Here is a 26,847-nt window from a genome sequence, read left to right on the forward strand (position 1 = left end):
ATGACCTCCAACGCTCCAGACTCCCCTTCCCCGGCCGACGATGCAGCCCTTGAAGCGGCCCAGGCCATAGAAGCAGCCGCGCAAACAGAGGGCGGGACCCGCAAGCGGCCCAAACCGGGCGAACGCCGTGTGCAGATCCTGCAGGCGCTGGCCACCATGCTGGAGCAACCCGGTGCCGAGCGCATCACCACCGCCGCGCTGGCTGCGCGCCTGGAAGTGAGCGAAGCGGCGCTGTACCGCCACTTCGCGAGCAAGGCCCAGATGTTCGAAGGCCTCATCGAGTTCATCGAACAATCCGTCTTCGGCCTGATCAACCAGCTCGGCGAGCGCGAGCCCGACGCGAACCTGCGCTCGCGAAAGATCGTCACCTTGCTGTTGCAGTTCGGCGAGAAGAACCCCGGCATGACCCGCGTGATGGTGGGCGACGCGCTGGTCTTTGAAAACGAGCGCCTGCAGCAGCGCATGAACCTGTTCTTCGACAAGATCGAATCGGCGTTGCGGCAGAACCTGCGCGAAACCTCGGTCTTGACCGGCGCGGCCACGCCCACGGTGGACGCCCAGGCGGATGCGTCCGTCATCACCGCGTTTTGCGTGGGACGCCTGCAACGCTTCGCACGCAGCGGCTTCAAGCGCTCACCCGGCGAAAGCCTGGACCACAGCCTGGCGCTTTTGCTGCCCGTCACACGGCCCTGAACCGTTGCATTGGGCGTGGCAATTAGGGCACTGGCCCTAACAAAGGTGGCACAAACGGTCCGGTGGTTTGCCTGGGCCGCCGGTTTTGCGGTAAAAATAGCACGACCGTTCGATTCTTCGGGCGGTTTGTTTTTTGGCCCATCCCTCGAACCGGATTCCTTTCGCATGAGTGCAGCATCCCACCGCGACAAGCCCGCCACCACCGCCGTGCGGCGCTCGGCCGCGTCCGGGCCGCTGCAGAAGGGTCAGCAGACCAAGGCCGCCATCGTCGACGCGGCACTCGGCCTGGCCACCCAGATCGGCCTCGAAGGCCTTTCCATCGGTGCGCTTGCCGAAGTCATGCAGATGAGCAAGTCCGGTGTGTTCGCGCATTTTGGTTCGCGCGAAGAGCTGCAGATATCCGTGGTGCGCGAGTACCACACGCGTTTCGAAGGCGAGGTGTTCTATCCGGCGATGGAGGCGCCGCGCGGGCTGCCCCGGTTGCGCGCGCTGTTCGACAACTGGATGAAGCGCACCACGGTCGAGATCGACTCGGGTTGCCTCTACATCAGTGGCGCGGTCGAATTCGACGACCGGCCCGGCCCGGTGCGCGACGCGCTGGCCAGCTCGGTCGGCACCTGGCTCGCCGCTTTGCGCCGTGCGGTGGAGATCGCCATTGAAGAAGGCCATCTGGCACCCGGCACCGACGCACCGCAAATGGCGTTCGAAATCCACGCCCAGATTCTTGCGTTGCACTACGAAGCGCGATTCCTGCGCAGCCCCGGCTCGGTGCAGCGCGCCTTGCGCGCCTTCGATGGCATCGTCGATCGCCACAGCCGTTCGCCTGCCGAAAAAGCGCTCTCCAAATCCCCCGTGGCCGCGCGCAAAACGCGCGGCTGATTTTTTCCTTTCCCCGCAAACCCAGTTCAGGAGGTTCCGATGCCCGTTTACAACCCGCCTTTGCGAGATATGCAGTTCGTGATGCACGAGGTGCTCAAGGTCACCGACGACTTCAAGGCCATGCCGCAACATGCCGAGGTGGACGCCGACACCATCAACGCGGTGCTCGAAGAGGCGGGGAAGTTCGCGACCGAGGTGCTGTTCCCGCTCAACATCGGCGGCGACACCGAAGGCTGCACACTCGACAAGACCACGCACGAGGTCAAGACGCCCACCGGCTTCAAGGAAGCCTACAAGACCTACGTGGAAGGCGGTTGGGCGGCCTTGTCGTGCGACCCGGCATTCGGTGGCCAGGGCCTGCCGCTGGTGGTGAACCAGTGCCTGTACGAAATGATGAACTCGGCCAACCAGGCCTGGACCATGTACCCCGGCCTCACGCACGGCGCCTACGCCGCGCTGAGCACCTACGGCACGGACGAACAGAAGCAAACCTACCTGCCCAAGATGACCAGCGGCGAATGGACCGGCACCATGTGCCTGACCGAGCCGCACTGCGGCACCGACCTGGGCCTCATGCGCACCAAGGCCGAACCGCAGGCCGATGGCACCTACAAGATCACCGGCAACAAGATCTTCATCAGCGCCGGTGAGCACGACATGGCCGAGAACATCATCCACCTGGTGTTGGCCCGCCTGCCCGACGCGCCCCCCGGCACCAAAGGCATCAGCCTGTTCGCCGTGCCCAAGCACAACGTCAAGGCCGATGGCACGTTGGGCACGCGCAACGGCATCATCTGCGGCGGCCTGGAGCACAAGATGGGCATCCATGGCAACGCCACCGCGCAGATCGTGATCGACGGCGCCACCGGCACGCTCGTGGGCCAGCCGAACAAGGGCATGCAAGCCATGTTCGTGATGATGAATGCCGCGCGCCTGGGCGTGGGCAACCAGTCGCTGGGTCTCACCGAAGTGGCTTACCAGAATGCCCTGGCCTATGCGAAGGACCGCGTGCAAGGCCGTTCGCTCAGCGGCACCAAGGCCAAGGACAAGCCGGCCGACCCGATCATCGTGCACCCCGACGTGCGCAAGATGCTGCTCACCGCCAAGGCCTACGCCGAAGGCGGCCGCGCCCTGGCCATGTTCTGCTCGGTGCTGCTCGAGAAGGTGCACCACCACCCGGACGAGAAAGTGCGCAAGGACAGCGACGACATGCTGTCGCTGCTCACGCCCATCACCAAGGCCTTCCTGACCGACAACGGCTACAACGCCACCACGCAATGCCAGCAGGTGTTCGGTGGCCATGGCTACATCAAGGAATGGGGCATGGAGCAATACGTGCGCGATGCCCGCATCAACATGATCTACGAAGGCACCAACACCATCCAGAGCCTGGACCTGCTGGGCCGCAAGGTGCTGGGCAACAACGGTGCCACGCTCAAGAAGTTTGGCAAGCTCGTGGGCGCGCTGGTGCAGGAAGAGGGCGTGAACGAGAAGATGGCCGAGTTCATCAACCCACTGGCGGTGCTGGGCGAGCAGATCACCAAGTTCACCACCGAGATCGGCTTCAAGGGCCTGCAGAACCCCGATGAAGTGGGCGCTGCCGCGGTGGACTATTTGCGCGTGGCGGGGCACCTGGTGTTCGGCTACTTCTGGGCCCGCATGGCGCAGGTGGCGCTGCGCGAAATTGCCGCCGGCAACACCGATCCGTTCTACGTCGCCAAGCTGCAGACCGCGCGCTTCTATTTCGCCAAGCTGTTCCCAGAAACAGCGACGCTGATGCGCACCGCGCGCGCAGGATCGAAGTCCCTCATGGACACCGACGCGGCACTCGCGTAAACACAGGCTTTCCTTCAACACCAGGAGACTTCGATGATCAAGACAACGCTTGCAGCTTCGCTTCTGATTTTTGCCGGTCATGCGCTTGCACAGATGTCACCCGTCGGTCTGTGGAAGACCATTGACGACGACACGAAGAAGGAAAAGTCGCTGGTGCGCATCACCGAGAGCAACGGTGTCTACAGCGGCAAGATCGAGAAATTCCTCGATCCCGCCACCAAGCCCGACATGGTCTGCGAGAAGTGCACCGACGAGCGCAAGGACAAGCCTGTGCTGGGCATGACCATCCTGCGCAACCTCAAACAGAGCGCGGACGACAAGGGCGTGTACGACGGCGGCGACATCGTCGATCCGAACAACGGCAAGGTCTACCGCACGCGCCTAAAGCCGGTGGAAGACGGCAAGAAGCTTGAGATGCGGGGCTACATCGGCCCGTTCTACCGCACCCAGGTCTGGATTCGCGTCGAGTGAAGACCGCGCGCCTGTTCTCTTTCATGGAAACCCAATGAACCGATTTCAAGTGAAGAAAGTCGCCGTGCTCGGCGCGGGCGTGATGGGCGCGCAGATCGCCGCGCACCTGGTGAACGTCAAAGTCCCCGTCGTCTTGTTCGACCTCCCCGCGAAGGAAGGTCCGAAAAACGGCATCGTCACGCGCGCGGTGGACGGGTTGAAAAAGCTCAAACCCTCACCGCTGGGCGTGGCACGCGACGCCGATCTGATCGGCCAGGCCAACTACGAAGAGCACATGGAGCAGTTGCGCGACTGCGACCTCATCATCGAGGCCATCGCCGAGCGCATGGACTGGAAGCTCGACCTCTATACGAAGATCGCGCCCTTTGTCGCCGAGCACGCCATCGTCGCGTCCAACACCTCGGGCCTGTCGATCACGAAGCTGAGCGAAGCACTGCCCGAAGCGATCCAGCCGCGCTTCTGCGGCATCCACTTCTTCAACCCGCCGCGCTACATGACGCTGGTGGAGCTGATCGCCACGCCGACAACCGAACCGCAGATCCTCAACGACCTGGAGACCTTCGTCACCAGCGGCCTGGGCAAGGGCGTGGTGCGGGCCAAGGACACGCCCAACTTCGTCGCCAACCGCATCGGCATCGCCGGCATGCTGGCGACGATGAAAGAGGTGGAGAACTTCGGCCTGACCTTTGATGTGGTCGACGACCTCACCGGCAAGCGCCTGGGGCGCGCCAGCAGCGGCACCTTCCGCACCGCCGACGTGGTGGGCCTGGACACCATGGCCCATGTGGTCAAGACGCTGCAGGACAACCTGAACCAGGACACAGACCCCTTCTACGGCAGCTTCGGCACGCCGCCGGTGCTGGCCAAGCTGCTCGAGCTGAAGAACCTCGGCCAGAAGAGCGGCGCGGGCTTCTATAAGAAGGTGGGACGCGACATCCTGCGCTTCGATCTGGCCAGCGAAGACTATGTGCCCAGCGGCGAGAAGGCCGACGAGGTGTACGGCCGCATGCTCAAGCGCCCGGCCGCCGAGCGCCTGAAGCTGCTGCGCCACAGCGAAGGTCCGCAAGGCCAGTTCCTCTGGGCCATTCTGCGCAACAGCTTCCACTACGCCGCCGTGCACCTGGCCTCCATCGCAGAGACCGCGCGCGACGTGGACCAGGCCATGCGCTGGGGCTTCGGCATGAAGCAGGGCCCGTTCGAGCTCTGGCAGGAAGCGGGCTGGCTGGAGGTGGCGAAGATGGTGCAGGAAGACATCGATGCAGGCAAAGCCTTGTCCAAAGCGCCGCTGCCCGATTGGGTGTTCAAAGGCCCGGTGGCCGAAGCCGGTGGCGTGCACACCGCGCAGGGTTCGTGGAACCCGGGCAAGGGGGTGTTCGAAGGGCGCTTGCAGTTGCCGGTGGTCCAACGGCAGCACTTCCCGGAACTGTTGCTGGGCGAAGCCGGCCCGAAGTTCGAGACCGCGGGCACGACGATCGAAGAGAACGACTCGATCCGCGTGTGGACGCTGGACGAGCAGGTGCTCATCGCCAGCATCAAGACCAAGATGCATGCCATCAGCCCCGAGGTGTGCGAAGGCCTGATGGCCGCGGTGGATTTGGCCGAGAAGGAATACCAGGGCCTGGTGATCTGGTCGGGCGACGAACCCTTCAGCGCCGGCGCCGACCTGCAAGCCATGTTGCCGGCCTTCATGGCCGTGGGCGTGAGCGCGATCGAAGACGCCGAAGGCTTCATGCAACAGACCATGCTGCGCCTGCGCTATGCAAATGTGCCGGTGGTGTCGGCCATTCGCGGCCTGGCGCTGGGCGGGGGTTGCGAGTTGGCGGTGTACAGCGCACGCCGCGTGGTGCACATGGAGAGCTACATCGGCCTGGTGGAAGTCGGCGTGGGTCTGGTGCCCGGGGCCGGCGGTTTGACCTACATCGCGCGCCGCGCAGCGGAGAACGCCGAAACCTCGACCGGCAAGGACTTGCTGCCGTTCCTGACCGAGGGATTCACGGCCGCCGCCATGGCCAAGGTGGGCACGAGTGCGATCGAGTCGCGGCAACTGGGTTATGTGCTGCACTCGGACGTGATCGTGCCGCACAAGGACGAGTTGCTGTTCGTCGCGATCAACGAGGCCAAGGGTTTGTTCAACGGCGGCTACCGCGCGCCGCACAAGCGCCTGTTCCCCGTGGCAGGGCGCGACGGCAAGGCGACCATCCTGGGCAGCTTGGTGAACATGCGCGACGGCGGCTTCATCAGCCAGCACGACTTCCATATCGCGTCCTTGATCGCGGATGTGGTGACGGGGGGCGATGTGGAGCCGGGGACGCTGGTGAGCGAGGACTATCTGATGACCTTGGAGCGCCGGGCGTTCTGTTCGCTGATCGTGCATCCGAAGACGCAGGAGCGGATTCTGGGGATGTTGAACACGGGCAAGCCGGTACGGAATTGAGCGTATGAAAGGTGCGAACGTGGTCCGCGTTGCAGACACTCTCCCGCAAGCGGGAGAAGAGGGAGAGCAGCTCCTGGAGGCCGACGTGACTTACCCCCTCTCCCGCCTGCGGGAGAGGGTTGGGGTGAGGGCGCAGGCCAAAGAAAAAGCGCGGGAACTGCGAACCAGCACCACTGAAGCCGAAGCCCTGCTGTGGCAACACATACGGGGCCGACGATTCCAGGGCTTCAAATTTCGCCGGCAAAGACCATTGAGCCCCTACATCCTTGACTTCGTCTGCCTCGAAGCGGGTTTGGTCATTGAGATCGATGGCGGACAACACAGCGATCAACTGGACTACGACCAGAGACGAAGCGCACTGATCACAAGCCGTGGACTGACCGTCATCCGGTTCTGGAACCACGAAGTCATGAACGAAACCACTGCCGTACTGGAGAAGAGTTGGCAAACGTTGCAGACCCTCACCCCAACCCTCTCCCGCAAGCGGGAGAGGGAGTGAACACCAAAATCCGAAGGAGCATCCCATGACCAAGCAAATCCAGGACGCCTACATCGTCGCCGCCACCCGCACGCCCATCGGCCGTTCGCACAAGGGCTCCTTCAAGCACCTGCGCCCGGACGACATGCTGGCCCTCGCCCTGCGCTCCGCGCTTGCACAAGCCCCGGGCCTGGACCCCAAGGCCATCGAAGACGTGATCTGCGGCTGCGCCATCCCCGAGGCCCAGCAAGGCCTGAACGTGGCGCGCATCGGCGCCATCCTCGCCGGCCTGCCCAACAGCGTGGGCGGCATCACCGTCAACCGCTTCTGCGCCTCCGGCCTCTCGGCCATTCAGATGGCGGCCGACCGCATCCGAGTGGGCGAGGCGGACGTGATGATCGCCGCCGGCACCGAGAGCATGAGCATGGTGCCGATGATGGGCAATACGCCCAGCCTCTCGCCCACCATCTTCCAGAACACCGACGACGTGGAAAGTTATGGCATTGCCTACGGCATGGGCCTGACCGCCGAGAAGGTCGCGCAGAAATGGAAGGTGTCGCGCGAGGCGCAGGATGCGTTCGCACTGCAGTCGCACCAGCGTGCCGTGCTGGCCATGCAGAACGGCGAGTTCAACGACGAGATCACGCCGGTGGAAGTGACCGAGCGCCGTGTGGACCTGGAAAGCGCGGAAGTGACCACCACCATGCGCACCGTGAAGCTGGACGAAGGCGCCCGGCCCGAGACCTCGCTCGAAGGCCTGGCCAAGTTGCGCACGGTGTTCGCCGCGCGCGGCTCGGTCACGGCGGGCAACAGCTCGCAGACCAGCGACGGCGCGGGTGCGCTCATCCTCGCCAGCGAATCCGCGGTGAAACGCTTCGGCCTCACGCCCTTGGCGCGTTTCGTCAGCTACGCCTCGCGGGGCGTGCCGCCGCACCTCATGGGCATCGGCCCGATCGAAGCGATTCCCGCCGCGCTGAAATACGCCGGCCTTACGCAAGACCAGATCGACTGGATCGAGCTCAACGAAGCCTTCGCCGCGCAGTCGCTGGCGGTCATCAACACCCTGGGCCTGGACCCGAGCAAGGTGAATCCCATGGGCGGCGCGATCGCGCTGGGCCACCCGCTGGGCGCCACCGGCGCGATCCGAGCCGCGACCGTGGTGCACGCGCTCAAGCGCCACAACAAGCAGTACGGCATGGTCACCATGTGCGTGGGCATGGGACAGGGCGCGGCCGGGATCTTCGAACGGGTATGACCCACGCGCCAGGCTGGGCCGTGCGGACATCGCCTCAGAGCGAGGTCTTCTCCAGCCGGGCTTGCAGCATCTCCACGATGGAGGGGCTCTGGGCCAGGTCCAGGGGCGTGCGGTGTTGGTAGTCTCGCAGGCGGGTATCGGCCAGGCCCGCCAGCAAGATCTGGACGTTCTGCACACGGCCTTCCTGGCACGCCACGTGCAGCGCGGTTCTTTGGCGGTTGTTGGCCTGGTCGACCTTCGCATCCCGGAGCAGCAACAGCGTCACCAGGCCGGGTTCGCTGCCCGCAGCCGCAAAGATCAAGGCCGTATCGCCCACCTCGTTGCGGGCATTCACGTCGGCGCCGGCTTGCAGCAACCATTCAACCCCTTCCAAGTAGCCGATCTCGGCGGCGATGTGCAAGGGCGTCTGGCCACGCCCGTCCGCCTGGTTGAGGTCGTCACCGCGTTGCAGCAACGTGCGCGCGGCCTCAAGGTCGGCTGTGCGCATGGCCGCGTGCAACGAGGCATGCCCCGTGCTGTGTGCAGCGGTCGTGGTGGTGATCGCGCCCCCGGTGACGGTGGTGGTCACGGTGTGCGTGGTCATGTGGCTGGTGGTGGCGCTCTGGGGCTGAAGCGCGCGTTGCACCGCGCCGATGGCGTCTCTCAGCTGCGCCGCCTCCGCCGCGCTCAACGCGTCCTGGTCGACCGATTCCAGCAGGGCCACTGCACGTTGGGGGTATCGCTCGGCCAACGACAACGCGTACGGGCCGAAGTCGTGGAACTCGAAGGCGGTGTGGATGACCCAGGTGCTGGCCATGTCGAGGGCGAGCTGCGTGTGCGGGTCCAGTACATGGGGCTGGGCCGCGATCAGCAGGCCCAGCGCCTGGTCGGGACAGTGCCTCGCCAGGGCCCACGCCAGCTCTGCGAATCCCGGGGGCAGCTGGATGTGGCTGCCGCGCGAACGCACCTGCATTTCCTTGTCTCTGCCCGGTTCCATCGCGAAGGGTCCGTTCGGCGTCGAGAACGCTTGCGCCAAAGTTTTTCCATGTTGCTGGATCAAGGCTGTTGCCTTGCCCGTAGTGGGGTCGATACCCCAGGCCCGTAGCAAGTCAGTGGCCCAGGCGAGGGCGTCCGCCGCGTTGTTCGAGGGACGCGCCGTGGGTGCGGTGGGTATGCGCATGAAAGTCTCCCTGATGATGGACGGTGTGGGGAACAGATGGAGCGGCCGGGTTCACTGGAACAACGCCGTCAACGCCGGATTGCCCTTGTTCAGCACCAACTGCAACAGGGTGGTGCCGTCCGAAAAGGTGAGGTCTCGCGCCGCGCCGGCCTGCAGCAGCACCCTGGCGATCGCGATCTGTTCATGGTGAACTGCGAAGGCCAGAGCCGACATGGTTTTGGCGTTCTGGGGGTTGGGGTTTGCCCCGAGTCGCAGCAACAGATTGCATGTGTCCAGGTGGCCCCGTTCGATGGCATAGTGGATCGGGACATAGGCGCGCGCATCGGGTTGATCGATATTGGCGCCGTGCTGACACAGCAAGCGGACGACTTCCTTGTGTCCAGAATCGGCGGCGAGATGCAGCGGCATCGCGCCGGTGGCCAGGGAAATGTTGGCGCTGACGTGGTGGACCTCCAGGAGCTGCCGGACGGCCTCCAGGTTGCCATCAAAGCAGTGCATGAACATGAGCTCTTCCTTGGCCCGTTGCGCTGCCGTGCCTTTCATCGCGGAGAGTTCTTGCAGGGTCAGAGCGGGTTGCGATGTCTGTTGCCATGCCTTGCCACGGGCGGGCCAGCTGAACGTGACCATCGGCTGCACCGAGCGCGCCGGGGCGGGCGGGGGCGGCGAGGCGACCAGCGACCGGGTGGGCTTGGGGTCCAGGATGCGATCGCCGACCCATTCATTCGCGATCGCCGCGTTCAATTCGATCAGGGTGGTGCCCTCCCGGCCGATGATCGTGAACGAGAAACTGGGAAAACCTTGCAGCGTCGGGCGTCCGGGCTTTGGCACGGTGGGATCGCGCTGCAGGCGTCGGAAGAAGGCCTCGGCCGCGTTGCGCGCATTGCAAGCCGTCACCACCAGCTTCGTTGCCCCCTTTTTGTACATCAAGAGCATCAAATCCACCAGGGGCACCAGGCTACCGTCGCTCAAGCGCACCGTCACGGTTTGCAGTTCGCCATCCAAGGTTCCGTGGAACGTGCAGACGACAAAGTCGCCGTACTGGATATCCATGGCCTCCAGGTCACGCCATGCCAGACCTTGGGTGCCGTCCCCCACCGCGTGCATGGGGATGCCGCCGTTCTGGCCTTTCTGCAGCAAGGACGTGGAAATTTTTCCCGGGAAGCCGGGGCCGGTGACCACCCAGCCGCGCGGTGCCGTGACGGGTCTTGCCATGATGGGTTGTGCGGTGTCGGTCGGACGCAGGGCCGCGATGAGGTCGTCGCCCAGACCCCGTTCGATAGCGATCGACTGCGCTGTTCGGCCCAATTCGTCGACGCGGTCCACAAGTGCCTGGAATGCCGCCTTGCTCATCGTCGCACGGATGGCCTGGACCACCGCAAGCGCGTTGTCGCCGCAGCATGCGCTGTGCAAGAAGGTCATGCGATGGGGGCCATCGTCGCCAGCGTGCACCCCCGGCCGTTGCAGCAGCAAGGCCACGGCACCGTCGCTGCCGGCGCGGGCGGCCAGGTGCAGCGGGGTCCAGCCCTCGTGGTTGGGTGTGTGCGCCGCCAGGCCTGGCTGGTTCAGCAGGCACTGCACGACCGTCGGCTTGCCATTGCGCGCTGCCAGGGCCAGTGGCGTGGCCCCGTGCTGATGAACCGCGTTGAGCACGGCAGGCGGGACCGTCTTGCCGGGCGTGCTATGCCGCTGCAGCAACCATTCCACCCCCTCAAGATGGCCCTCGTTGCTGGCCAGGTGCAAGTCGGTGCAGCCATCTTTTCGGGTTTTCTGGATATCCGCGCCGAGGTCGATCAGCCGTTGGGCCACGTCGAGATGGCCATACACGATCGCCAGGTGGTACGGCGTGGATCCGTCCACCGCCTGTGCGTCGACTGCGGTGCCTGCGAGCAGATCCAGCATGGTCAAGCGGCCAGATCCCGCCGCCTGGTGCAGGGGCGTCCAGCCCAGCCAATCGGTGTGCTGCGGGTCGACGAGCGGCTGTTCCAGCAGCTTCTTCGCGATCTCCGCGTGGCCCACTTCGATGGCAACGTGCAAGGCGCTCGCGCCGTAGGTCGACGCGGCGTTGAGCACGGCTTTCTGGTCCGCTGTGCTGGGCAGGCGCGCCACCTCGGCCAACATCCATTGCACGGCGGCCAGATGGCCATTCTGGCAGGCGACGAACAGTGGACTCGCGGTGTGGCTGGACACCCGAATGTCCACGCCCCTCGCGCGCAGTGCCCGGGCGATGTCCACGTTGCCCACGGACATCGCGAAGTACAGCGGCGTGTCCTCGGATGGTGAGGCGCTCAGGCGCAGGGCGCTGGACTTCAACAGTTGCCGGACGACATCGGCATGCCCTCGGGTGATGGCCTCCTGCAAAGGCTTTGTGCCTTCGTGGTCGGGTTCGTTGATCTGCGCGGTGGAATGCCGCAGCAGGTCGCGCACCAGATCCGCATGGCCCGAACGGCAGGCCAGCAGCAGCGGGCTCTGGCCCAGCGCGTTGGCTTGTCCCAATGCGCTGGGCAGGGGCTCGCCCGTTTGTTTGGCCAGGGCAGGCAGCAGCCATTGCACCGTGGTGCGATCGCCCAACTCGCAAGCCGCATGCAGTGGCGTTACGCCCGCGCGATTGGCTTTGCCGAGGTCGGCCCGCGTGTTCTCGGCCAGCCACCGGGCCATGGCGGGCTGCTTCGCCTGGATGGCGAGCAACAACGGGGTGCTTCCCGAGACGTCGGTGGCATTGATGTCGACATCGGTCCGGACCAGCAGCAATGCGGCGACTGCGGGGCTTGCGCGCCGGGCGGCGTCGTGCAAGGCCGTGCGGCCTTGGGCATCCACCGGCGTGAGGTCCACCTCGCTGCGGTGCAGCAGCAGATCGACCACGGCTGGGCTGGGCGCGAACGCCGCGAGCTGCAGCGGTGACTGGCCGCTGCGGTTCCTGGCGTTGAGCACGTCGTGCAGGTCGATGGCCTGGAACTGTGGCGTGTCCAGAAGCCAGGTCACCGCCGCCAGGTTGCCCTTGAGGCACAGCCTGGCCAGTGCCGTGTTGCCTTGTTGGTCCGCATGCAGGACGTCCGCGCCTTTGTCGAGGAGGCTCTGGGCCGCGTTCCATTGGCCCGCCAACAGTGCGTAGACCAAGGGTGGCGTGCCTTGGGCATCTTCTGCGTCGATCTGGATGTCGCCGTGGCCCAGCAAGCATTCGATCATGCGCGGTTCGCCTGCCCGCGCCGCGATGTGCAGCGGCGAGCAGTGGTCGTTGTCCGCCAGGTTGGGGTCGAGGTGCTCGGCCTCGAGCAAGCGCTCTACCACGCCGTGCCGGCCTTCCTGGACGGCGTGCCGCAACGGCGTCATCCCATGTTGGTCCAGCGCGTTCAGAGCGGCGCCTTTGTCCGGGCCGTCCGGCCGAAAACTATCCTGTGCCATTAACCAGGTCACCACCGATTCGTGGCCCGCGCGGCAGGCCTCGTGCAAGGGTGTTCGGCCTTCGGGGCCGGGCTGTTGATCGTCCGCGCCATGGTCCAGAAGCAGGTTGCACGCCAGCATCTGGTTCATTCGGGCCGCCAGGTGCAGGGGGGCTGCGCCCTCCTGGTCGGTGGCGTTGAGGTCGATGCCGGGTTGCTGCAGCAGCAGTTTCAGGACGTCGTCCTGGCGGGCTTCGACGGCCAGGTGCAACGCAGTCTTGCCATCGACCAGCACCGCATTCAGGATGACGGTGCTGCCCAGCAGGGCTCGCACCTCCTCGACCTGGCCGGCCCGGACCGCCCCGGCCAGCCGCTGCAGACCTTGCTCGTACACGTCCTGCGCGTCCTGCGCCTGGGCGGTGAGCGTCGTGTTCAAGGTTGAATGGGCGTCGCTATCCTCCGAGTCCGAGTCCGCGTCTGTGTCTGAGAAGGATGAGAAGGACGAGAAGCTGTCGTCGCCGGACGGGTCGACATGCGGCGGCCGGTGGATCTGCTCAAAGGTATCCGAGGCCTCTGGGTCCGCGTCGCTCACGGAAGCCTCGGAGTCGCTTACCAAGGACTCGCTTTCCTCGGAATCGCTGTCTGTGGAGATCGGAGAGGAGACCTGCGACGTGCGCGCAGGAACAAGAGGCGTTGGGGTGGAGGTCAGGCGCGTCACGGTTTCTCCGGGGCAAATGCCAGTCAAGGAGCTCCCTGTTGTGCAGCTTGAGTAACAAACCCCCCGGGGGGATTCCGGCACGTCCCTGGCCGTGCGCACGGCGATCAGGATGTGCGCTCGGTACCCGGTTCCAATAGATGGGCGATGGCGTGGTGCCCATGGGCCTTCGCCAGGTCGATCGCGCTCAAGGCCTTTTTGCAGCGGTGTTGTCGATCCGCCCCCGCGTCGATCAAGACTTTCACGATGGCCAGGTGGCCGTTTCGACTGGCGAGATGGAGCGCGGTTTCGCCCGTGGACGGGTCTTCTGCATCGACCTTCGCGCGGTGCTCGAGCAGGAGGGCGGCGATGTCGGTTTTGCCGCACAGGCACGCGAGGTGCAGCGCGCTGCGGCCCAGCTCGTCAGGCGCATTGGGATTCACGCCGTGTTCGGTCAGCAGTTCGTGCACCGGCTCCGTTGCTCCATGAGCGGTATGGAGGAAAAGCAGAGCGATCCGGCCCGTCCTTTGGTAGTCCAGCGGGCCCGAGAACTCTTCCAGGTCGGGTATCTTGCGCGTGTGGATCACGACCTCCTGCCGACCCGCGTCCCACGCCAGCGTGTCCACCCGCATCTGTGTGCCCATGAGCAACGCATTGCGCTTCCCGAAACCTGTCTTTTCGGCCACACCGTCTTTAAGCCACTGCTGTGCCGCCACCTGGTTCTTCCCCATCAGGTACGCAGAGCCGGTCATGAGGGTGTAGTCCAGTCCCGTGTACCCGCCGTTGGCCGCCGTCGGACGGGGAATGGCCGGGTCGTTCTGCAAGCGAGAACGCCACACCGTGGCCACGTCGATCGTGTTGCCGAGGTCGTCCTGGGCATCCAGAAACAGCAGCTTCATCACGCCCCTCTCGAAGAACAGGCGCAGCACCTCGGCCTTGGGCACTTTCTCGCCCCGGCCCAGGTCCACCATCTCCTCCATCAAGACGCTGTCCCAGTGGACGCGGAACTGGCACAACACCAGATCCCCGGCCTGGATGGCTAGCGCTTGCAGGCCCTTCCACGTGAGGTCGAGCTTGCCGTCGCCATAAGTCTGCAATGGGATCTCGCCTTTTTTCCCGATCGCGACGAGTTCCTGGTTGTTCCATTGCGGCTGTGCACCGCCCACGACGACCCAGCCTCTCTTGTAAGACGTCTGCGGTAGCGCCGAGGGCATGGTCACCGGTGCCATGGGCAGCGCCTGAATGACGTCGTCGCCCGCATGGAACTGGGCGGCCCGGGAGCCCGCCTTGGTGTCCCACGCGTTGCGCTCGTCGGCCCATGCCAGGAAGTCGTTGCGCGGCATCCCCGCTTGCAAGGCATGGATGGACGGCAGCGCTTTCTTGCCTTGGGTGGCCACGAGATGCAAGGCGGTGTTGCCGTACGGTCCTGGCTGCAACCGGTCGGTCTTCGGATGGGTCAGCAGCACGGCGATGGTTTCGTGCCTGGCCCTGAGGCACGCGGCGTGCAGCGGCGCAATGCTCTGGACGTCTGCCTTGTTGGGATCGATGCCCTCTTGCGCCAGAAGAAAGCGCACGGTCTGCACATGCCCTTCCTGCGCCGCCAGTTGCAGCGGCGTCTTCCCCGAATCTGTGGTTTGGTTCAGCACGGCGGCACGGTCGCGCGGTTGGCCTTTGAGCAAGAGGATCTCAGGCCGCTTGAGCAGCGCACGGATGATGCCGGTGGCACCGCGTTCGCCTGCGATGTGCAGCGCCGTGAAGCCGGCCTCGAAGGTCTGGTGGATGTCGGCGCCGTGGTTCAGCAACGCGTCGACCATTTCTTCGGTGTCGGGAGCGATCGCCCAATACAGCGCCGTGTGGCCCGAGGCGTCCGGTTGATCCACGCCGACACCCGGGTGCTCCAGCAACGCGTCGATGGCTTCCTCGTGGCGGTGGATGACGGCTTCGTGCAGCGGGGTATGGCCTGCCTGGTTCACCGGGTTGGGCTCGATGTGCGTCTGCTTCAGCAGCACGCGCACCACTTTCGCGTGGCCCTTGGCTGCGGCAGCATGCAGCGGGGTGTTCCCATCTGTCATGCGTGCGTTCAGTACGCGGCGCGGGTCGAGCCTCTTGCCGTCGGTTTGAGGGCGCAACAGCTTGCGCAGCAGCCATTTCACGGTGACCAGTTTGCCGACATCGCTGGCCAGGTGCAGGGGGGTTGCGCCGTCCATTCGGATGGCTTGAGGGTACGCCCCCTTGTTCAGCAGTTGTTGGGCGACGCCCAATTGCCCGTGCCAGATGGCGCTGTGAAACGCCGTGCCATTGTCGAAAGGCATGGCGTCTACCTGGATACCCTTGTGCGCCAGGAGCATGCCGACGATCTCGGTCAAGCCCATTCTGGCCGCCGCGTGCAGCGGTGTTCCTTCGGCATTCGCGGTGTTCACGTCAATGTCGGTCTGCTCCAGCAGAAACTTCACCAATGCTTGAGCCTGCGGACCATGGCCGATGGCGTAGTGCAAGGGCCGCGAGGAATCGTCCGAGGGCTGGTTCAACACCTGTTTGCGTGCGAGGGTCTTCCCACCGTGTCGCCACAGGTCGGGCTGCTCCAGCAGCCACTGGACGATCTCGAGATGGTGGTTGCGGCATGCCTGGTGCAGCGGTGCAAACTCGCCCGGGGTGGGGCGGTTGATGTTGGCCTTGCTCTGGTGCAGCCGTTTCGCCATCTCCAAGTGATTGTTCTTGATCGCCAGAGAGAACGCGGTGTCGCCGCTGTCGGACGCGCTGTTCACGTCGATGTCCGGATGCACCAACAGCAGCTCGATCAGGTCGATGCGCTGGTGTTTCGCGGCTTCGATCAGGGGTGTGCAGCCCTCGTCGTCGGCCTCGTTTGGACGAATGTCTTGCTGCTTCAGCAGGAACGCCACCAGCCGCGCATTGCCCGAGCGGGTGGCCAGCGTCAGCGGTGTATCGCCCTTGCGGGTGCGCTGATTCAGCACGGCAGCCCTGCTGCCCGGTTGGCCCTTCAGCTTCCAGATGCCGGGCTGTTGCAACAACCACCGCACCAACTCGAGATCGCCGTTCTGGCACGCGAGGTGCAATGCGGCAAAGCCGTCGTTCGTGCACAGGCCGATGTGTGCCCCCTTGTCCAACAGCGACACCGCCGCGCTCGTCTGTTGGTATTGGATGGCGAGCAGAAAAGGCGTGGCGCCGGCTGCGTTGGCGCGCTGAATGTCCACGCCCTTGTGCTGAAGCAGCGCCAGGACGGTGAGGGCATGTTTTCCCTTGAGGGCCGCATGGAGCGGCATGTCGCCTGCGTGGTTGGCCGGGTTGGGGTGGACGCCGGGTTGCTTGAGAAGCTCGTCCACCACCTCCGTCTTGCCGGAGGCGGCGGCCTGCAGAAGCGGTGTGACACCGGTCGTGGTGACCAGATTCAACACGGCGACGATGTGGCGTGGCCCCGCGATGCCCTGCCGGATCTCGGCCTGTGCCAGCAACCACTGGACCACTTCCACGTTGCCGTAGTGACAGGCGGCATGTAGCGGCGCCACGCCGTTGTGCATGGCCCTGTTGACGCAGCTTCTGTGTTGCGGTTGCCGGACTTCTCTTTCCTTTTCCAGCAGAAGTTGGGCCACATTCCAATGTCCGTATTCGAGCGCCAGCAAAAAGGGTGTGGCGCCCGATGCCAGCGGCGCGTTCAGCGGGATGCCGCGCACCTTCAGCAAGCGCGCCATGGCCCCCGCTCTACCGAACCTGGCCGCTTCGTGCAAGGCTGTCCAGCCCTTGTCGCGTGCTCGGGCCGGATCGATGTCCGGGTGCTCCAAAAGGCAGTCCAGCACCTTGAGCTTCTCCTGGCGCGCGGCCAACTGCAGGGGCGTTGCGCCGTCCTTGATGGTCTCGTTGAGCAGGGGCGACAGCATCAGCAGAGCCAGCACTTTCTCCGGGTCGTCGGCGTGGATGGCTTCCACCCACTTTTCCGGCCCTTTTTTGTTGGCCTGTTGTACTTTCTGGGCCTGAACCGAGAGCGTGGTGCCGGGCTGCGGGGCGGGCAGCGGTGGCGGGATGGCCGTGGTCGTGGCCGTCAGGGTCGTTGTGGTCGAGCCCGGTGTGGTCCTGGTGGTGGGTGCGTGGGTCGCGGTCTGCGTTGTGGTCGTTGTGGTGGTGGTCGTGAATGTCGTCGCGGTGGTGGCCGTGGGTGGGTGCTGGCTCGCGTCTTGTGCCTTGGTGAAGGCCAGCTCCACCGCCGTCCAGGTCACCGGTGGTGCCGGACAGTCCAGGGCGAGGCTCAGCAGGGGCAACGCCTGAACCGGTGCCGCATCGGCCAAGGCGAGCGCCAACTCGCCGAAGCCGTTCGGCAAAGCATGGCCCACCGCCCGATCGCGCGCTTTCGGGGCTTTGGCGACGTTCGTGACGCCGTTGCCGTCGTCCCGGACCGTCAGTGGGGCCTGGCTGCCCTGCAGTGCCAGGTACAAGGTGTGGCCATGCTTCGCGATCAAGGTCTGCGCCTTCGCCCCGGCAGGGTCGATACCCAGCTTTCTCAGCAAGTCCTGCTGCTGTTGGACGGTGGAGAACTCGGTGTCGCTGTTGGATCGAGAGCGGGAGGTCGGTGCGACTTTCATGTCGTTTCTCTGAAGAGGCGGAATGGGGGATGAAGCCTTCGGGTCGGTCCCACACGGCGTCGTTGTGGCAGCCTCAGACTTCTTCTTCGTCGGCCGGCAGGCGCTGAGCCATCGGTTTGACGGGCGGGTCGAGCAGTTCGATGACCTCTGAATCGCCGCGGTGCACCGCCAGGTGCAGCGGCATTCTTCCGGTGTTGTCGATCGGCTTCAGATGGATGCCGTTTTGCGACAACAGAAGCGCCACGACTTCTGCGGGGCCCAGCCTGGCGGCCACATGCAGAGGCGTGGCCCCGGTCTTGTCGGGATGGTTCAGGAGGGCGGGCAGTTGGCTGGGCTGTCCATGGGGTTTCGGGTGCGCGAGTTGCTCCAGCAGCCACCGGAGGATGTCGACCGATCCGCTCTTGCAGGCCAGGTGCAAGGACGTCTCGCCGGCCTTGTTGGTGCAACGGATATCTGCCCCCTTGTTCATCAGCAAGCGAGCGACCGCCAGGTGCCCATGCGCGATCGCGGCATGAAACGCGGTGCTGCCAGACGCGTTGATGGCATCCACCCGGATCTTCGACTGGGCGAGCAACTGCTGGGTGATGACGAGCAAGCCCCGTTGGGCGGCCATTTGCAGCGGTGTCTTGCCTTCTCCGTTTCCCTGGTTGACGTCGATACCGGTTTGCGCGAGCAAGTACATGACGAGCAGTTCCGCTTCTGCGCCATGGCCGATGGCGCACATCAGGAGGGAGTCGTTGCCGCCCGGCGTCTGGTTCAGCAGCGTGGGCCTGTCGAGCGTGCGACCGTTCTGTTGAAGAACTTCCCGCTGCTGCAACAGCCACTTGACGATCTCCACGAGGTGGTTCATGCATGCGTGGCGCAACGGTGTGTCCCCGCTCCGGGTCGGTTGGTGGATGGATGCCCCGTTTTTCAGCAGCAGCTTGGCCATCTCCAGATCGTTGTTCTTGATCGCCTGGAAGAACGGCGAGATGCCGTCGAGGGACTCCAGGTTCACCTTGGTTTTCGTGTGCGTCAGCAACAACCGGACGATGCCGACGTCTCGGGTGTTCACGCCTTCGTGCAGGGGGGTATTCCCCTTTTTGTTGGCCTTGTTGGGATCGATGGAACCCTGGTCCAGCAAGAACTTCACCAGCTGGGCATTGCACGACCGCGTCGCCAGCGCCAGGGGCGTGCTGCCATCCCGGGTGGGCTCGTTCAGTACGGTGGCGACGGTGCGATTCGGGTGCTTGTGCTGCCAGGCCACCGGCTGTTCCAGCAACCACTTTACGGCTTTGAGCTTGCCGTTCAGGCAGGCGAATTGCAAAGGCGTGAGATCTTTCTTCGAGACCGGGTGCAGGTTCGCGCCCTTGTTCTGCAGCAGCTCCACCATGTCCAGGCGGTCGTGGCGGATGGCGAGCAGAACCGCCGCGGCGCCGTTTTCCGGCTCCGGCTTGACGCCCGGTTGCTTCAGCAGGTATTTCACAAGCGCCGCCTGGCCCGAACCGATCGCCAACAGCAAGGGTGTTTTGCCGTCATGCGCGGGCAGGTTCAGCAGCGTCTCCATGTCGAGCACCTCACCGTCGTGCTGCAAGATCTCGGGCTGCGCCAGCAGCCATTGGACCGTTTCCAATGCGCCGTTTCGGCACGCCATGTGCAGCGGTGTGACGCCCTCGGCGTTCGGCCTGCCGACCCAGCTGCCAGCGCTCAACGGCTGGTTCGACAGCTGCTTCGCCACTTTTCTCTCTTTGTTCAGCAGCACGTTGGCCACTTTCAAATGGCCGTGCTCGATCGCCGTCAAAAAGGGTGTGGCACCGGTCGACAGCGAGGTGGCGCTGCCAGCGTGCGAGTCCTTCAGCAGCCGTTTCACGACGTGGATGTGGCCGCCCCGGGCCGCTTCTTGCAAAGCCGTCCAGCCACCTTTGCCCGCGGTTCTTTGGATGTCGGGGTGCTTGAGCAAGTAGTCCACGACCTTGAGCTTGCCCAGGCGCGCGGCCAACCGCAGAGGCGTTGCGCCACCCTTTATCGCGCCGTTCAGCAGAGGCGACAGCATGAGCACGGCCAGCACCCTCTTCGGGTCGTCGGCCATGATGGCGTCGACCATCTTCTCGGGGCCTTCGTCATTGGCCTGTTGCACGGCATTTGCCTGGGGTGAGAGCGTGGTCTCGGCATGCAAGGGCGCACGGCCAATGGGACCGGGATCTGCGGTGGTGGTCGCGGCCATGGCCGTGGTCGTGGTGGTTGCCCCGGGCATGGTCTTCGTGGTCCTCGTGGTTTGGGTGTGGTGGGCTGTCTGGGTGGTGGTGGTTGTCGCTGTAGCTGTCGTGATCGGGGTCGCGGTGGCCGGTGAGCGGTGTCGGCCCAGCTCGGTGGCGATTTCGATGGCCGTTTCAACCGCCTTCCAGGTCGCGGGGCGGGCCTGGCAATTCAAGGCGGCGGTCAGCAGGGGAAGCGAATGGACCGGTGCTGCAGTGGCCAGTGCCAGTGCCAGCCCACCGAACAGAGGGGGCAACGGATGGTCCACCGCCTGACCGCGCCGCCTTGGGGCTGTGTCGATGGCGACCAAGCCGTTGTCCTTGCTCCCGATCACCAGCGGGGCGTTGGCGCCATGGAACGCCAGGTACAGCGTGTGGCCATGCACTTCGATCAACGCCTGCGCCTTCGATGTGGTCGGGTCGATACCCAACTGCTGCAGCAAGTCCTGCTGCTGTTGAACCGTGGAAAACGAGGTATCGCTGGTTGTTTTCGGGTGGAACTTCGCGCCGAAGACTTTCATGATGTGCTCCCTGCATGTGATGCAGCTTCGGAACCAGGGGCATCGTGCAGTTCCTCGCCGATCGCGCGCTGCGGCGCGATGACGGACGGCTGAGTGCTCTTGCGTTCAGGGGGATGGTGCTTGCCGCCGGGACAGAAGATTCAAGATGGCGGTGCGCCCATGGTGCCGCGCCAGATTCCATGCGTCGTGGCCCTGAGGGCCCCTGGTCCTGGGGTCGGCCCCGGCATCCAGCAACAGCTGGACGATCGCGGCGTGTCCTTTTTCGACGGCAATGAGCAGTGGCGTGGAGGCGTCGTCTTTGGCCGTCATCGCCTGTGCCGGGTTGGCGCCGTGCTCCAGCAGAAGATGGCACACCTCCGCATGGCCGCCCTCGCTCGCAAAGTACAGCGCGGACCGCCCCGCCAGATCGGTCAGATGCACATCGGCGTTGTGCTGGAGCAAGGCCTTTGCGACGTGCAGCCGGCCGCCATGGCACGCCAGTGCCAGCGCCGTATACCCTCCGACCGAAGCGTTCGGATCGGCCTTGAGCGTCTCCAGAAGAATCTGTATCAGATCGGCTCTCCCGTCGAACGCATGCAGAACCAGCAACTGGCTCTTGAGGTCCTCGACCTCCTCGGCGGGCCGATGGCCCAGCCATCGAGCGTCCAGCGGCCCACGGCCGGTGACCTTGAGCGTCGCGCTCTCGGCATCCCAAGCCAGCGATTGCTGCGCTTGTACCGACCGCATCGGCAGCGCGTCGCCTGCCGCCAGGGGATTCCTGAGCTTGGTGGCACAGTCTTCGAGACCCAAAGCGACCGCGATGGTGTTCAGGGCACCGACCGTCTTTCCGTTGCCCACGATGGTGTATTCCAGGCCCAGGTAACCCTCGACACCGTTTCTGGGTCGCCGCAGGGTCGGGTCTTTCGTCAGGCAGTGGTACAGGGGGGTCATGCCCATGTGGGCTTCGCAACCGAGAAACACCACCTTTCGGGCGCCTTTTTCATGCAGCATGCGCGCCACGTCCACCAGTGGCACGAACACGCCCTTGCCCATTTCCATCATGACCCTCTGCAGGGAGGTGTCCCATTGCGTGTGGGCATAGATGAAGACGAAATCGCCGGACCGGATGGGCAGCCCGATCAATGCCTGCCAAGACAGCTGGGTCTTGCCGTCGCCCAAGGTTTCGATCTGCAGGCCGGCCTTTCTTGCGACGTCCACCTGTGCGTCCAGTGGCTCCAGCCGGGGACCCGTCACCACCCAGCCCCGGCCTTGCGCCGTGGGCACCCGCGCCATGGGCAGAATCCTCGTGGGCGGCGTCAGCAAGTCGATCACCTCCTGGGGTGCGCCCCGTTCCGCGGCCAATGACGCGGGCCAGGCACCCCATTCGTCGCGCGATTTCAGGAGTGCCTCGAACACCTCGGGCGACACCCTGGCGCGGATCGCGATCAGGAGCGGCAGCGGGTCTGGACTGATGGCCACGAAGTGCATGAGCGTGAGCCCATGCGGCCCTTCCTGTAGTACACGGATGCCGGGGTGCTCCAACAACCGCACCAGGACGTCCAGGTTGCCATTGCGGGCGGCGTGGTGAAGAGGTGCCCAACCTTGTTTGTTCGGCCGATTGGGATCGATGCTCTTTTGCTTCAGCAGCAGGCTCGCCGCGTGTGTGGCGTTTGCGCTGGTGGCCTGCAGCAGCGGTGTGGTGCCGGATTGGTCGGCGTGGTTGAGCACCAGGGCCGCACGCGCGCCAGCTTGCCGCAGCGTTTTGTTCAGCAGCCAGCGCAGCGTGAGGAGACTGGCGGCGCAGGCCGCATGCAACGGCGTGGAGCCGCCTTGGATCGGCTGCTGAATGTCCGCTCCCCGGGCCAGCAACCACTGAGCGACCTGCAACCTGTCGTTCGCGATCGCGAGGTAGAACAACGTGAGACCGCTGGGAAGCGGCTTGTGGATGTCGGTGTCGCGTTGCAGCAGCAACTTGGCGATGTCGCGGTGGCCCGCGTGCACAGCGTAATGCAAGGGCGTCCATTCTTCAGCGCCGATCTGGTCGGGATCGGCGCCATGGTCCAGCAGAAGCCGCACCAGTTTCGCATCGCCTTGTCCGATCGCCCCCAGCAGGGGTGTCACGCCATTGGGAGCCGCCTGGTTCACCACGGTGCGCAAAGCGATCGGTCGGCCATTTTTTTCCAGGAGCGCCGGCTGCTTCAGCAACCATCGCACGTTGCCGGCGCTGGTGTGCGAGCACGCTCCGATCAAGGGCGTGAAGCCAAAGGTCCGATGGTGAATATCGGCGCCCTTGTCCAGCAGCAGTTCGGCGGCCTTGCGTTTCGAATGCCGGATGGCGTAGAAGAGCGCCGAGAGGCCCTTGGGGCCCGGCGCATCGATCTGGATATCGGGACGGTTCAGGAGCCAGGTGATCACGCCCGTGAAACCCTTTGCGGCGGCCCGATGCAAAGCGGTCCATTGCTCGTGGTCTGCCAGGTTCGGGTCCATGCTCTTCTGTCGCAACAGCAGTTTCACCACCTTCTGCCGACCCGTTTCGGCGGCCATCTGCAGGGGCGTGATGCCCCGGTTGGTGCGTTGGTTCAATACGGCGGACCTGTCACGCTTGCTGTCGCCGAGCGCCCGAAGTTCCGGTCGCTTCAGCAACCAACGCACGGCCTCCACATGCCCAGCCGTGCAGGCGGCATGCAGGGGCGCATGACCGCCTCGCCGGGTTCGGTGGATGTTGGCCCCGGCACGCACCAGCAAGTCGGCCATGTCCAGATGGTTGTGGGCGATGGCGAGATAGAACGGTGTCGTTCCATCGTCGCAGGCCACATGCACGTCCGTCTCCGGATGCCCGAGCAGTGCGGTGGCCATCCCGATGCCGCCGTTTTGGGCTGCCCAGTGCAAGGGCGTCCAGCCATCGCTACTGGCCAGGTTCGGGTCGATACTGCCTTGCTTCAGCAGGAACGCGGCGGCGTTTTCTTTCCCCCGAAACACCGCCCATGCCAGAGGCGGCATGCCATTGGCCAGCAACGTGTTCAGCAAGAACGGCGCGCGGCGCAAGACGTCCTGTATGCGTGCCGGATCGTCCTCGTCGATCGCCTGGGCAAGCGGGCCCGTGCCGCCCTGGGTGGCTTGCAGCACCGCCTGCGCTTGCGCCGAGAGCGTCAGCTCGGGCGTGGTATCCAGGGCATCGAGGTCGGGCTCTTCTGTCTCGCACTCGACGTCGCCGGTGATGTTCAGGTATTCGCTCGACGCCTCGCTGTCGCTGGTCGGGGCCGTCGGCGGCTTGTCGTGGGGGTTCGAGCCGGCCTGGGTCCATGAGGCCAGCGCTGCACCGATCGCTTTCATGCTGTGGCTCCAGGAGAAAAAAGTTCTTCCTGTACGAAACGGGCGACCCGATCGGGTTCTGCTGCGGGCCGGCCTGGGTCGGCTTCAGTACCGCCTTTGCCGGGGCGGCGTCATCAGCTTGACCACCTCATCGCGGCCATGTGCTTTGGCCACATCCAGCGGGGTCCTTCCCCGCCTGTCCTTGATCTGGTGGTTGGTGTTTCTTTGGAGCAGCAGCTGGACAACGTCGGCGTGGCCCTGCTGGCAGGCCATGTGCAGGGCGGTTTCTTTTTTCTGGTTCCTGTGGTTGGTGTCGATCCGCGCGCCCTGGGCCAGAAGCAACTGCACCGTGGCGATATCGCCATTCGCGCAGGCGATCATCAGCAAGGTGCTGCCGCCGGAGTAGACGTCGTTGGGGGAGGCGCCATGCCATAGCAGCAGTTCGACGATGCGTGCGTGTTTCCCTACGACGGCCATCTGCACCAGCGTGCTGTCTGCGAACCGTTGCGTGGCATCCGCCCCGTGCTTCAGCAGCAATTCGACGATATCAAGCTGGTGGTACTCGACCGCGATGGACAGTGGCGTCTGGCCGCGCCTGCTGGCGGGGTCGACCGCGGCGCCTTTCTTCAGCAGCAGCGCCACCACATCGGGCTGACCTGCGGCAGCCAGGTGCAACGCGGTGCGCCACGTTTGGTTGGAGGTGTGCTGGATGTCGGCACCGCGCGCCAGCAGCAGATCGACGACCGCCACGTGGCCTTCCTTGCTGGCGAACATCAGCGGTGTGTGCCCTTCGATGTCTTGCGTATCGACGCCCGCGCCGTTGTCCAGCAGCACCTTGACCACGTCGACATGCCCGCTCTGGCAGGCTTGCCAGAGGGCCGATGGGGAAGTCGCTCCACGCTCCAGCAGCAACTGCACCACGTGGGCATGGCCGTTGCTGCAGGCCAGGTTGAGCGCGAGCTGGTGGGTCTTCGACACTTTCTGAGGGTTGGCGCCATGCTCCAGAAGGACATTGGCGACCTCCACGTTGCCCGCCTCGCAGGCCACGTGCAGCGCGGTCTTTCCGAGCTGCAGTTCGTCCACGTTCAGGTTGAAGTTGCCGAGCAGTTCCCGCGCCTTGTCCGGGATGTTTTCATGGGCATAGCGGAACAGCAGCGCGAGCTTGGCAGGGTCGACGTAGGCTTTCTGCATGGCGTAGAGCGCTGGCAGCGGCAGGGGTTCGCTGCGCTGCAACACCAGCTCGCGGTTGTCGCCGTCCCAGACCAGGGTGGTCACAGGCAACACCGAGCGCGTGTGCAGCGCGTTGCCCGCCACGCCGCGTGTTTTTCCCTGCGCGCAGTCGTGCATGAAGAGATGTGCCACGCCGGCGTTCAGGCTGGGCAGGCCTGGGCCTTCTCCGCCGATGAAGCTGTAGTGCAGATCCAGGAAGCCTCCCTCGCGATCGGCGGGAAGATGGAAGCTGGTTTCGTACTGCAAGAGCCGCCGCAGCGGTTGCGCCGCGCGGGCCACGTCGTCGCCCATGAACAGCGCCCTCAGCACCCCCTTGTTGAACAGGACGCGCATCAGATTCGCCAGGGGCACAGCTTCGGGTTTGCCGCGCGGATCGGACGCCGGAAACACCACCATGACGCGTTGCAGCGTTTCGTCCCAGTACGACCGGAAATGGCAGACGGCGAAATCACCGTGCTGGATGCCCATCTGTTGGACATCCGGCCACGTGGCGTTGTTGTGGACGTCGCCATGCGCGTCCATGGCGATCCCGCAATTTTCGGCGATGCTGACGAGCTCCATGCTTTGCATGTATTCCGGGAACGGGCCAAAGACCAACCGCCCTCGGTTGTAGGTGGTGGCCACCAGCGGCTGAACCTGCACGGCTCTGGGCGGTTGCAGCGACGCGATGACCTCTTCGGTTTGGCCGCATTCGATGGCGCCGAACACAGGCAGGTTGCCCCATTCGTCCGGGGTCGTGAGCAGCAGTGTGAAGTCGCGCGGCATGTGCTGGCGCAACAATTCGATGTTTTGCGGATGGGCCGTGTTCATCGCCACGGCATGTGCGGGGTTCAGCTTGTGCGGCCATTCCAGCGACGTGAGAGGTTTCTGCGCCAGCAGCCAGGACAACAGCTCGTGCGAACCCTTCTGACATGCGGCGAACAGCGGTCGCCAGCCGTCGGTTCCCTCCAGGTTGATGTTGGCGCCCCGCGCCCGCAGCAGTTGGGCCATGTCCAGCTGCCCCGACTCAATGGCCAGATAGAACGCCGTGGCGCCGGACCGGGTCCGCGCGTCCAGGTGGGCCACGCCTTGCTGCAGCAGCAAGCGCGCCACGTTGATGTGCCGGCCGGCGACGGCCAGGTGCAGCGGCGCGGCACGCCGCTCTCGATCAAGAGCGTCGGGGTTGGCGTTCTTGTTGAGCAACGCGGCGACGATGCCGTCGTGGCCCGCCCCCGCCGCTTCGTGCAAGGGTGTCGTGCCGTGGATGTCGGCCAGATTCGGTTCGATGCCCGGGTGCGCCAACAGGGCGTCCACGATGGCTGCTTTGCCTTCGCGCGCGGCCATCTGCAAAGGCGTGCCGGTGTCGTCGAGCGGCTGGTTCAGCAGAAAGGGCGCGCGGTCCAACAGTTGCTGGACCTGCTTCAGGTCGTTGTCCGCGATCGCCTGGGCCAGTTGCTGCGCACCTTCCTGGCTGGCCTGCAGCACCGCCTGTGCCTGGGGCGAGAGTTGTGCCGTAGGTCCTTGCGGGGTGTACTTGTCGTCCAGCGTGGTTTGCGGTTTGTGATGGGGCGCTGAGGTCGTGGCGGTTTGCGAGATCCCGACCGTGTCCGTGCTGGTGGAGGTCGTGGTCGCCGTGGTGGTCGTGGTCGTTTGCGAATGCCGATCGGGCGCGAAATTCAGGGATGATCCGGGGTGTCCAGTCGTCGGTCGCATACGGTTTCTCC

Annotated in this window: 14 protein-coding genes; 8 read left to right on the forward strand and 6 right to left on the reverse strand. The window is 64.9% G+C overall.

Features of this window, described 5'->3' with window-relative positions:
- The 7 genes from slmA to F9K07_RS05480 all read left to right on the forward strand — a co-directional run bounded on the left by slmA (window position 1) and on the right by F9K07_RS05480 (window position 8,046).
- The gene (gene slmA, locus F9K07_RS05450; RefSeq protein ID WP_159590143.1) at window positions 1-693 is read left to right on the forward strand and encodes a nucleoid occlusion factor SlmA; all 693 of its coding nucleotides are present in this window, start codon (window positions 1-3) and stop codon (window positions 691-693) included.
- A gap of 165 nt (window positions 694-858) precedes the next feature.
- Complete coding sequence (locus F9K07_RS05455) at window positions 859-1,572, forward strand: TetR/AcrR family transcriptional regulator (RefSeq protein ID WP_159590145.1); 714 nt, start codon at window positions 859-861, stop codon at window positions 1,570-1,572.
- 39 nt (window positions 1,573-1,611) lie between these two features.
- Complete coding sequence (locus tag F9K07_RS05460) at window positions 1,612-3,408, forward strand: acyl-CoA dehydrogenase C-terminal domain-containing protein (protein WP_159590147.1); 1,797 nt, start codon at window positions 1,612-1,614, stop codon at window positions 3,406-3,408.
- Between the two features lie 33 nt (window positions 3,409-3,441).
- Window positions 3,442-3,879, forward strand: coding sequence for a DUF2147 domain-containing protein (locus F9K07_RS05465; protein WP_159590149.1), 438 nt, complete (start codon window positions 3,442-3,444; stop codon window positions 3,877-3,879).
- A 34-nt stretch (window positions 3,880-3,913) separates the two neighbouring features.
- Entirely contained in the window at window positions 3,914-6,313 is a 2,400-nt protein-coding gene (locus F9K07_RS05470) for a 3-hydroxyacyl-CoA dehydrogenase/enoyl-CoA hydratase family protein (RefSeq protein WP_159590151.1), read from the forward strand.
- An 85-nt stretch (window positions 6,314-6,398) separates the two neighbouring features.
- Window positions 6,399-6,812 carry an endonuclease domain-containing protein gene (locus F9K07_RS05475; protein ID WP_201451514.1) on the forward strand — a complete coding sequence of 138 codons (414 nt, stop codon included), beginning with the start codon at window positions 6,399-6,401 and terminating at the stop codon, window positions 6,810-6,812.
- 25 nt (window positions 6,813-6,837) lie between these two features.
- The gene (locus F9K07_RS05480; RefSeq protein WP_159590155.1) at window positions 6,838-8,046 is read left to right on the forward strand and encodes an acetyl-CoA C-acyltransferase; all 1,209 of its coding nucleotides are present in this window, start codon (window positions 6,838-6,840) and stop codon (window positions 8,044-8,046) included.
- A gap of 34 nt (window positions 8,047-8,080) precedes the next feature.
- On the opposite strand, the gene F9K07_RS05485 is transcribed toward F9K07_RS05480, so the two are convergent.
- The gene (locus F9K07_RS05485) at window positions 8,081-9,205 is read right to left on the reverse strand and encodes an ankyrin repeat domain-containing protein (RefSeq protein ID WP_159590157.1); all 1,125 of its coding nucleotides are present in this window, start codon (window positions 9,203-9,205) and stop codon (window positions 8,081-8,083) included.
- A gap of 51 nt (window positions 9,206-9,256) precedes the next feature.
- Complete coding sequence (locus F9K07_RS05490) at window positions 9,257-13,018, reverse strand: ankyrin repeat domain-containing protein (protein ID WP_159590159.1); 3,762 nt, start codon at window positions 13,016-13,018, stop codon at window positions 9,257-9,259.
- Here F9K07_RS05490 and F9K07_RS05495 point away from each other — a divergent pair.
- Window positions 13,011-13,355 (forward strand): hypothetical protein, encoded by a 345-nt coding sequence (locus F9K07_RS05495; RefSeq protein WP_159590161.1) that lies wholly within the window; start codon window positions 13,011-13,013, stop codon window positions 13,353-13,355. The two genes, F9K07_RS05490 and F9K07_RS05495, sit on opposite strands and share 8 nt — an antisense overlap.
- A gap of 49 nt (window positions 13,356-13,404) precedes the next feature.
- Here F9K07_RS05495 and F9K07_RS05500 read toward each other — a convergent pair whose 3' ends face one another.
- The 4 genes from F9K07_RS05500 to F9K07_RS05515 form a co-directional block, all read right to left on the reverse strand.
- Window positions 13,405-17,868, reverse strand: a complete 4,464-nt coding sequence (locus tag F9K07_RS05500) for an ankyrin repeat domain-containing protein (protein WP_159590163.1) — start codon at window positions 17,866-17,868, stop codon at window positions 13,405-13,407.
- Between the two features lie 73 nt (window positions 17,869-17,941).
- Window positions 17,942-20,623, reverse strand: coding sequence for an ankyrin repeat domain-containing protein (locus F9K07_RS05505; RefSeq protein WP_159590165.1), 2,682 nt, complete (start codon window positions 20,621-20,623; stop codon window positions 17,942-17,944).
- Window positions 20,624-20,728: 105 nt separating this feature from the next.
- A complete protein-coding gene (locus tag F9K07_RS05510; RefSeq protein WP_159590167.1) occupies window positions 20,729-23,935 on the reverse strand; it encodes an ankyrin repeat domain-containing protein in 3,207 nt (1,068 codons plus the stop codon).
- 84 nt (window positions 23,936-24,019) lie between these two features.
- Window positions 24,020-26,836, reverse strand: coding sequence for an ankyrin repeat domain-containing protein (locus F9K07_RS05515; RefSeq protein ID WP_159590169.1), 2,817 nt, complete (start codon window positions 26,834-26,836; stop codon window positions 24,020-24,022).
- Window positions 26,837-26,847: the final 11 nt, after the last annotated feature.

Origin of the sequence: Hydrogenophaga sp. BPS33, from assembly GCF_009859475.1 — a bacterium.
GTDB lineage: Bacteria > Pseudomonadota > Gammaproteobacteria > Burkholderiales > Burkholderiaceae_C > Hydrogenophaga.

Bases quoted from the DNA above. Each gene is read 5' to 3' on its own strand.
- slmA (WP_159590143.1), top strand. From the start codon at position 1: ATGACCTCCAACGCTCCAGACTCCCCTTCCCCGGCCGACGATGCAGCC.
- F9K07_RS05455 (WP_159590145.1), top strand. From the start codon at position 859: ATGAGTGCAGCATCCCACCGCGACAAGCCCGCCACCACCGCCGTGCGG.
- F9K07_RS05460 (WP_159590147.1), top strand. From the start codon at position 1,612: ATGCCCGTTTACAACCCGCCTTTGCGAGATATGCAGTTCGTGATGCAC.
- F9K07_RS05465 (WP_159590149.1), top strand. From the start codon at position 3,442: ATGATCAAGACAACGCTTGCAGCTTCGCTTCTGATTTTTGCCGGTCAT.
- F9K07_RS05470 (WP_159590151.1), top strand. From the start codon at position 3,914: ATGAACCGATTTCAAGTGAAGAAAGTCGCCGTGCTCGGCGCGGGCGTG.
- F9K07_RS05480 (WP_159590155.1), top strand. From the start codon at position 6,838: ATGACCAAGCAAATCCAGGACGCCTACATCGTCGCCGCCACCCGCACG.
- F9K07_RS05485 (WP_159590157.1), bottom strand. From the start codon at position 9,205: ATGCGCATACCCACCGCACCCACGGCGCGTCCCTCGAACAACGCGGCG.
- F9K07_RS05500 (WP_159590163.1), bottom strand. From the start codon at position 17,868: ATGAAAGTCGCACCGACCTCCCGCTCTCGATCCAACAGCGACACCGAG.
- F9K07_RS05505 (WP_159590165.1), bottom strand. From the start codon at position 20,623: ATGAAAGTCTTCGGCGCGAAGTTCCACCCGAAAACAACCAGCGATACC.
- F9K07_RS05510 (WP_159590167.1), bottom strand. From the start codon at position 23,935: ATGAAAGCGATCGGTGCAGCGCTGGCCTCATGGACCCAGGCCGGCTCG.
- F9K07_RS05515 (WP_159590169.1), bottom strand. From the start codon at position 26,836: ATGCGACCGACGACTGGACACCCCGGATCATCCCTGAATTTCGCGCCC.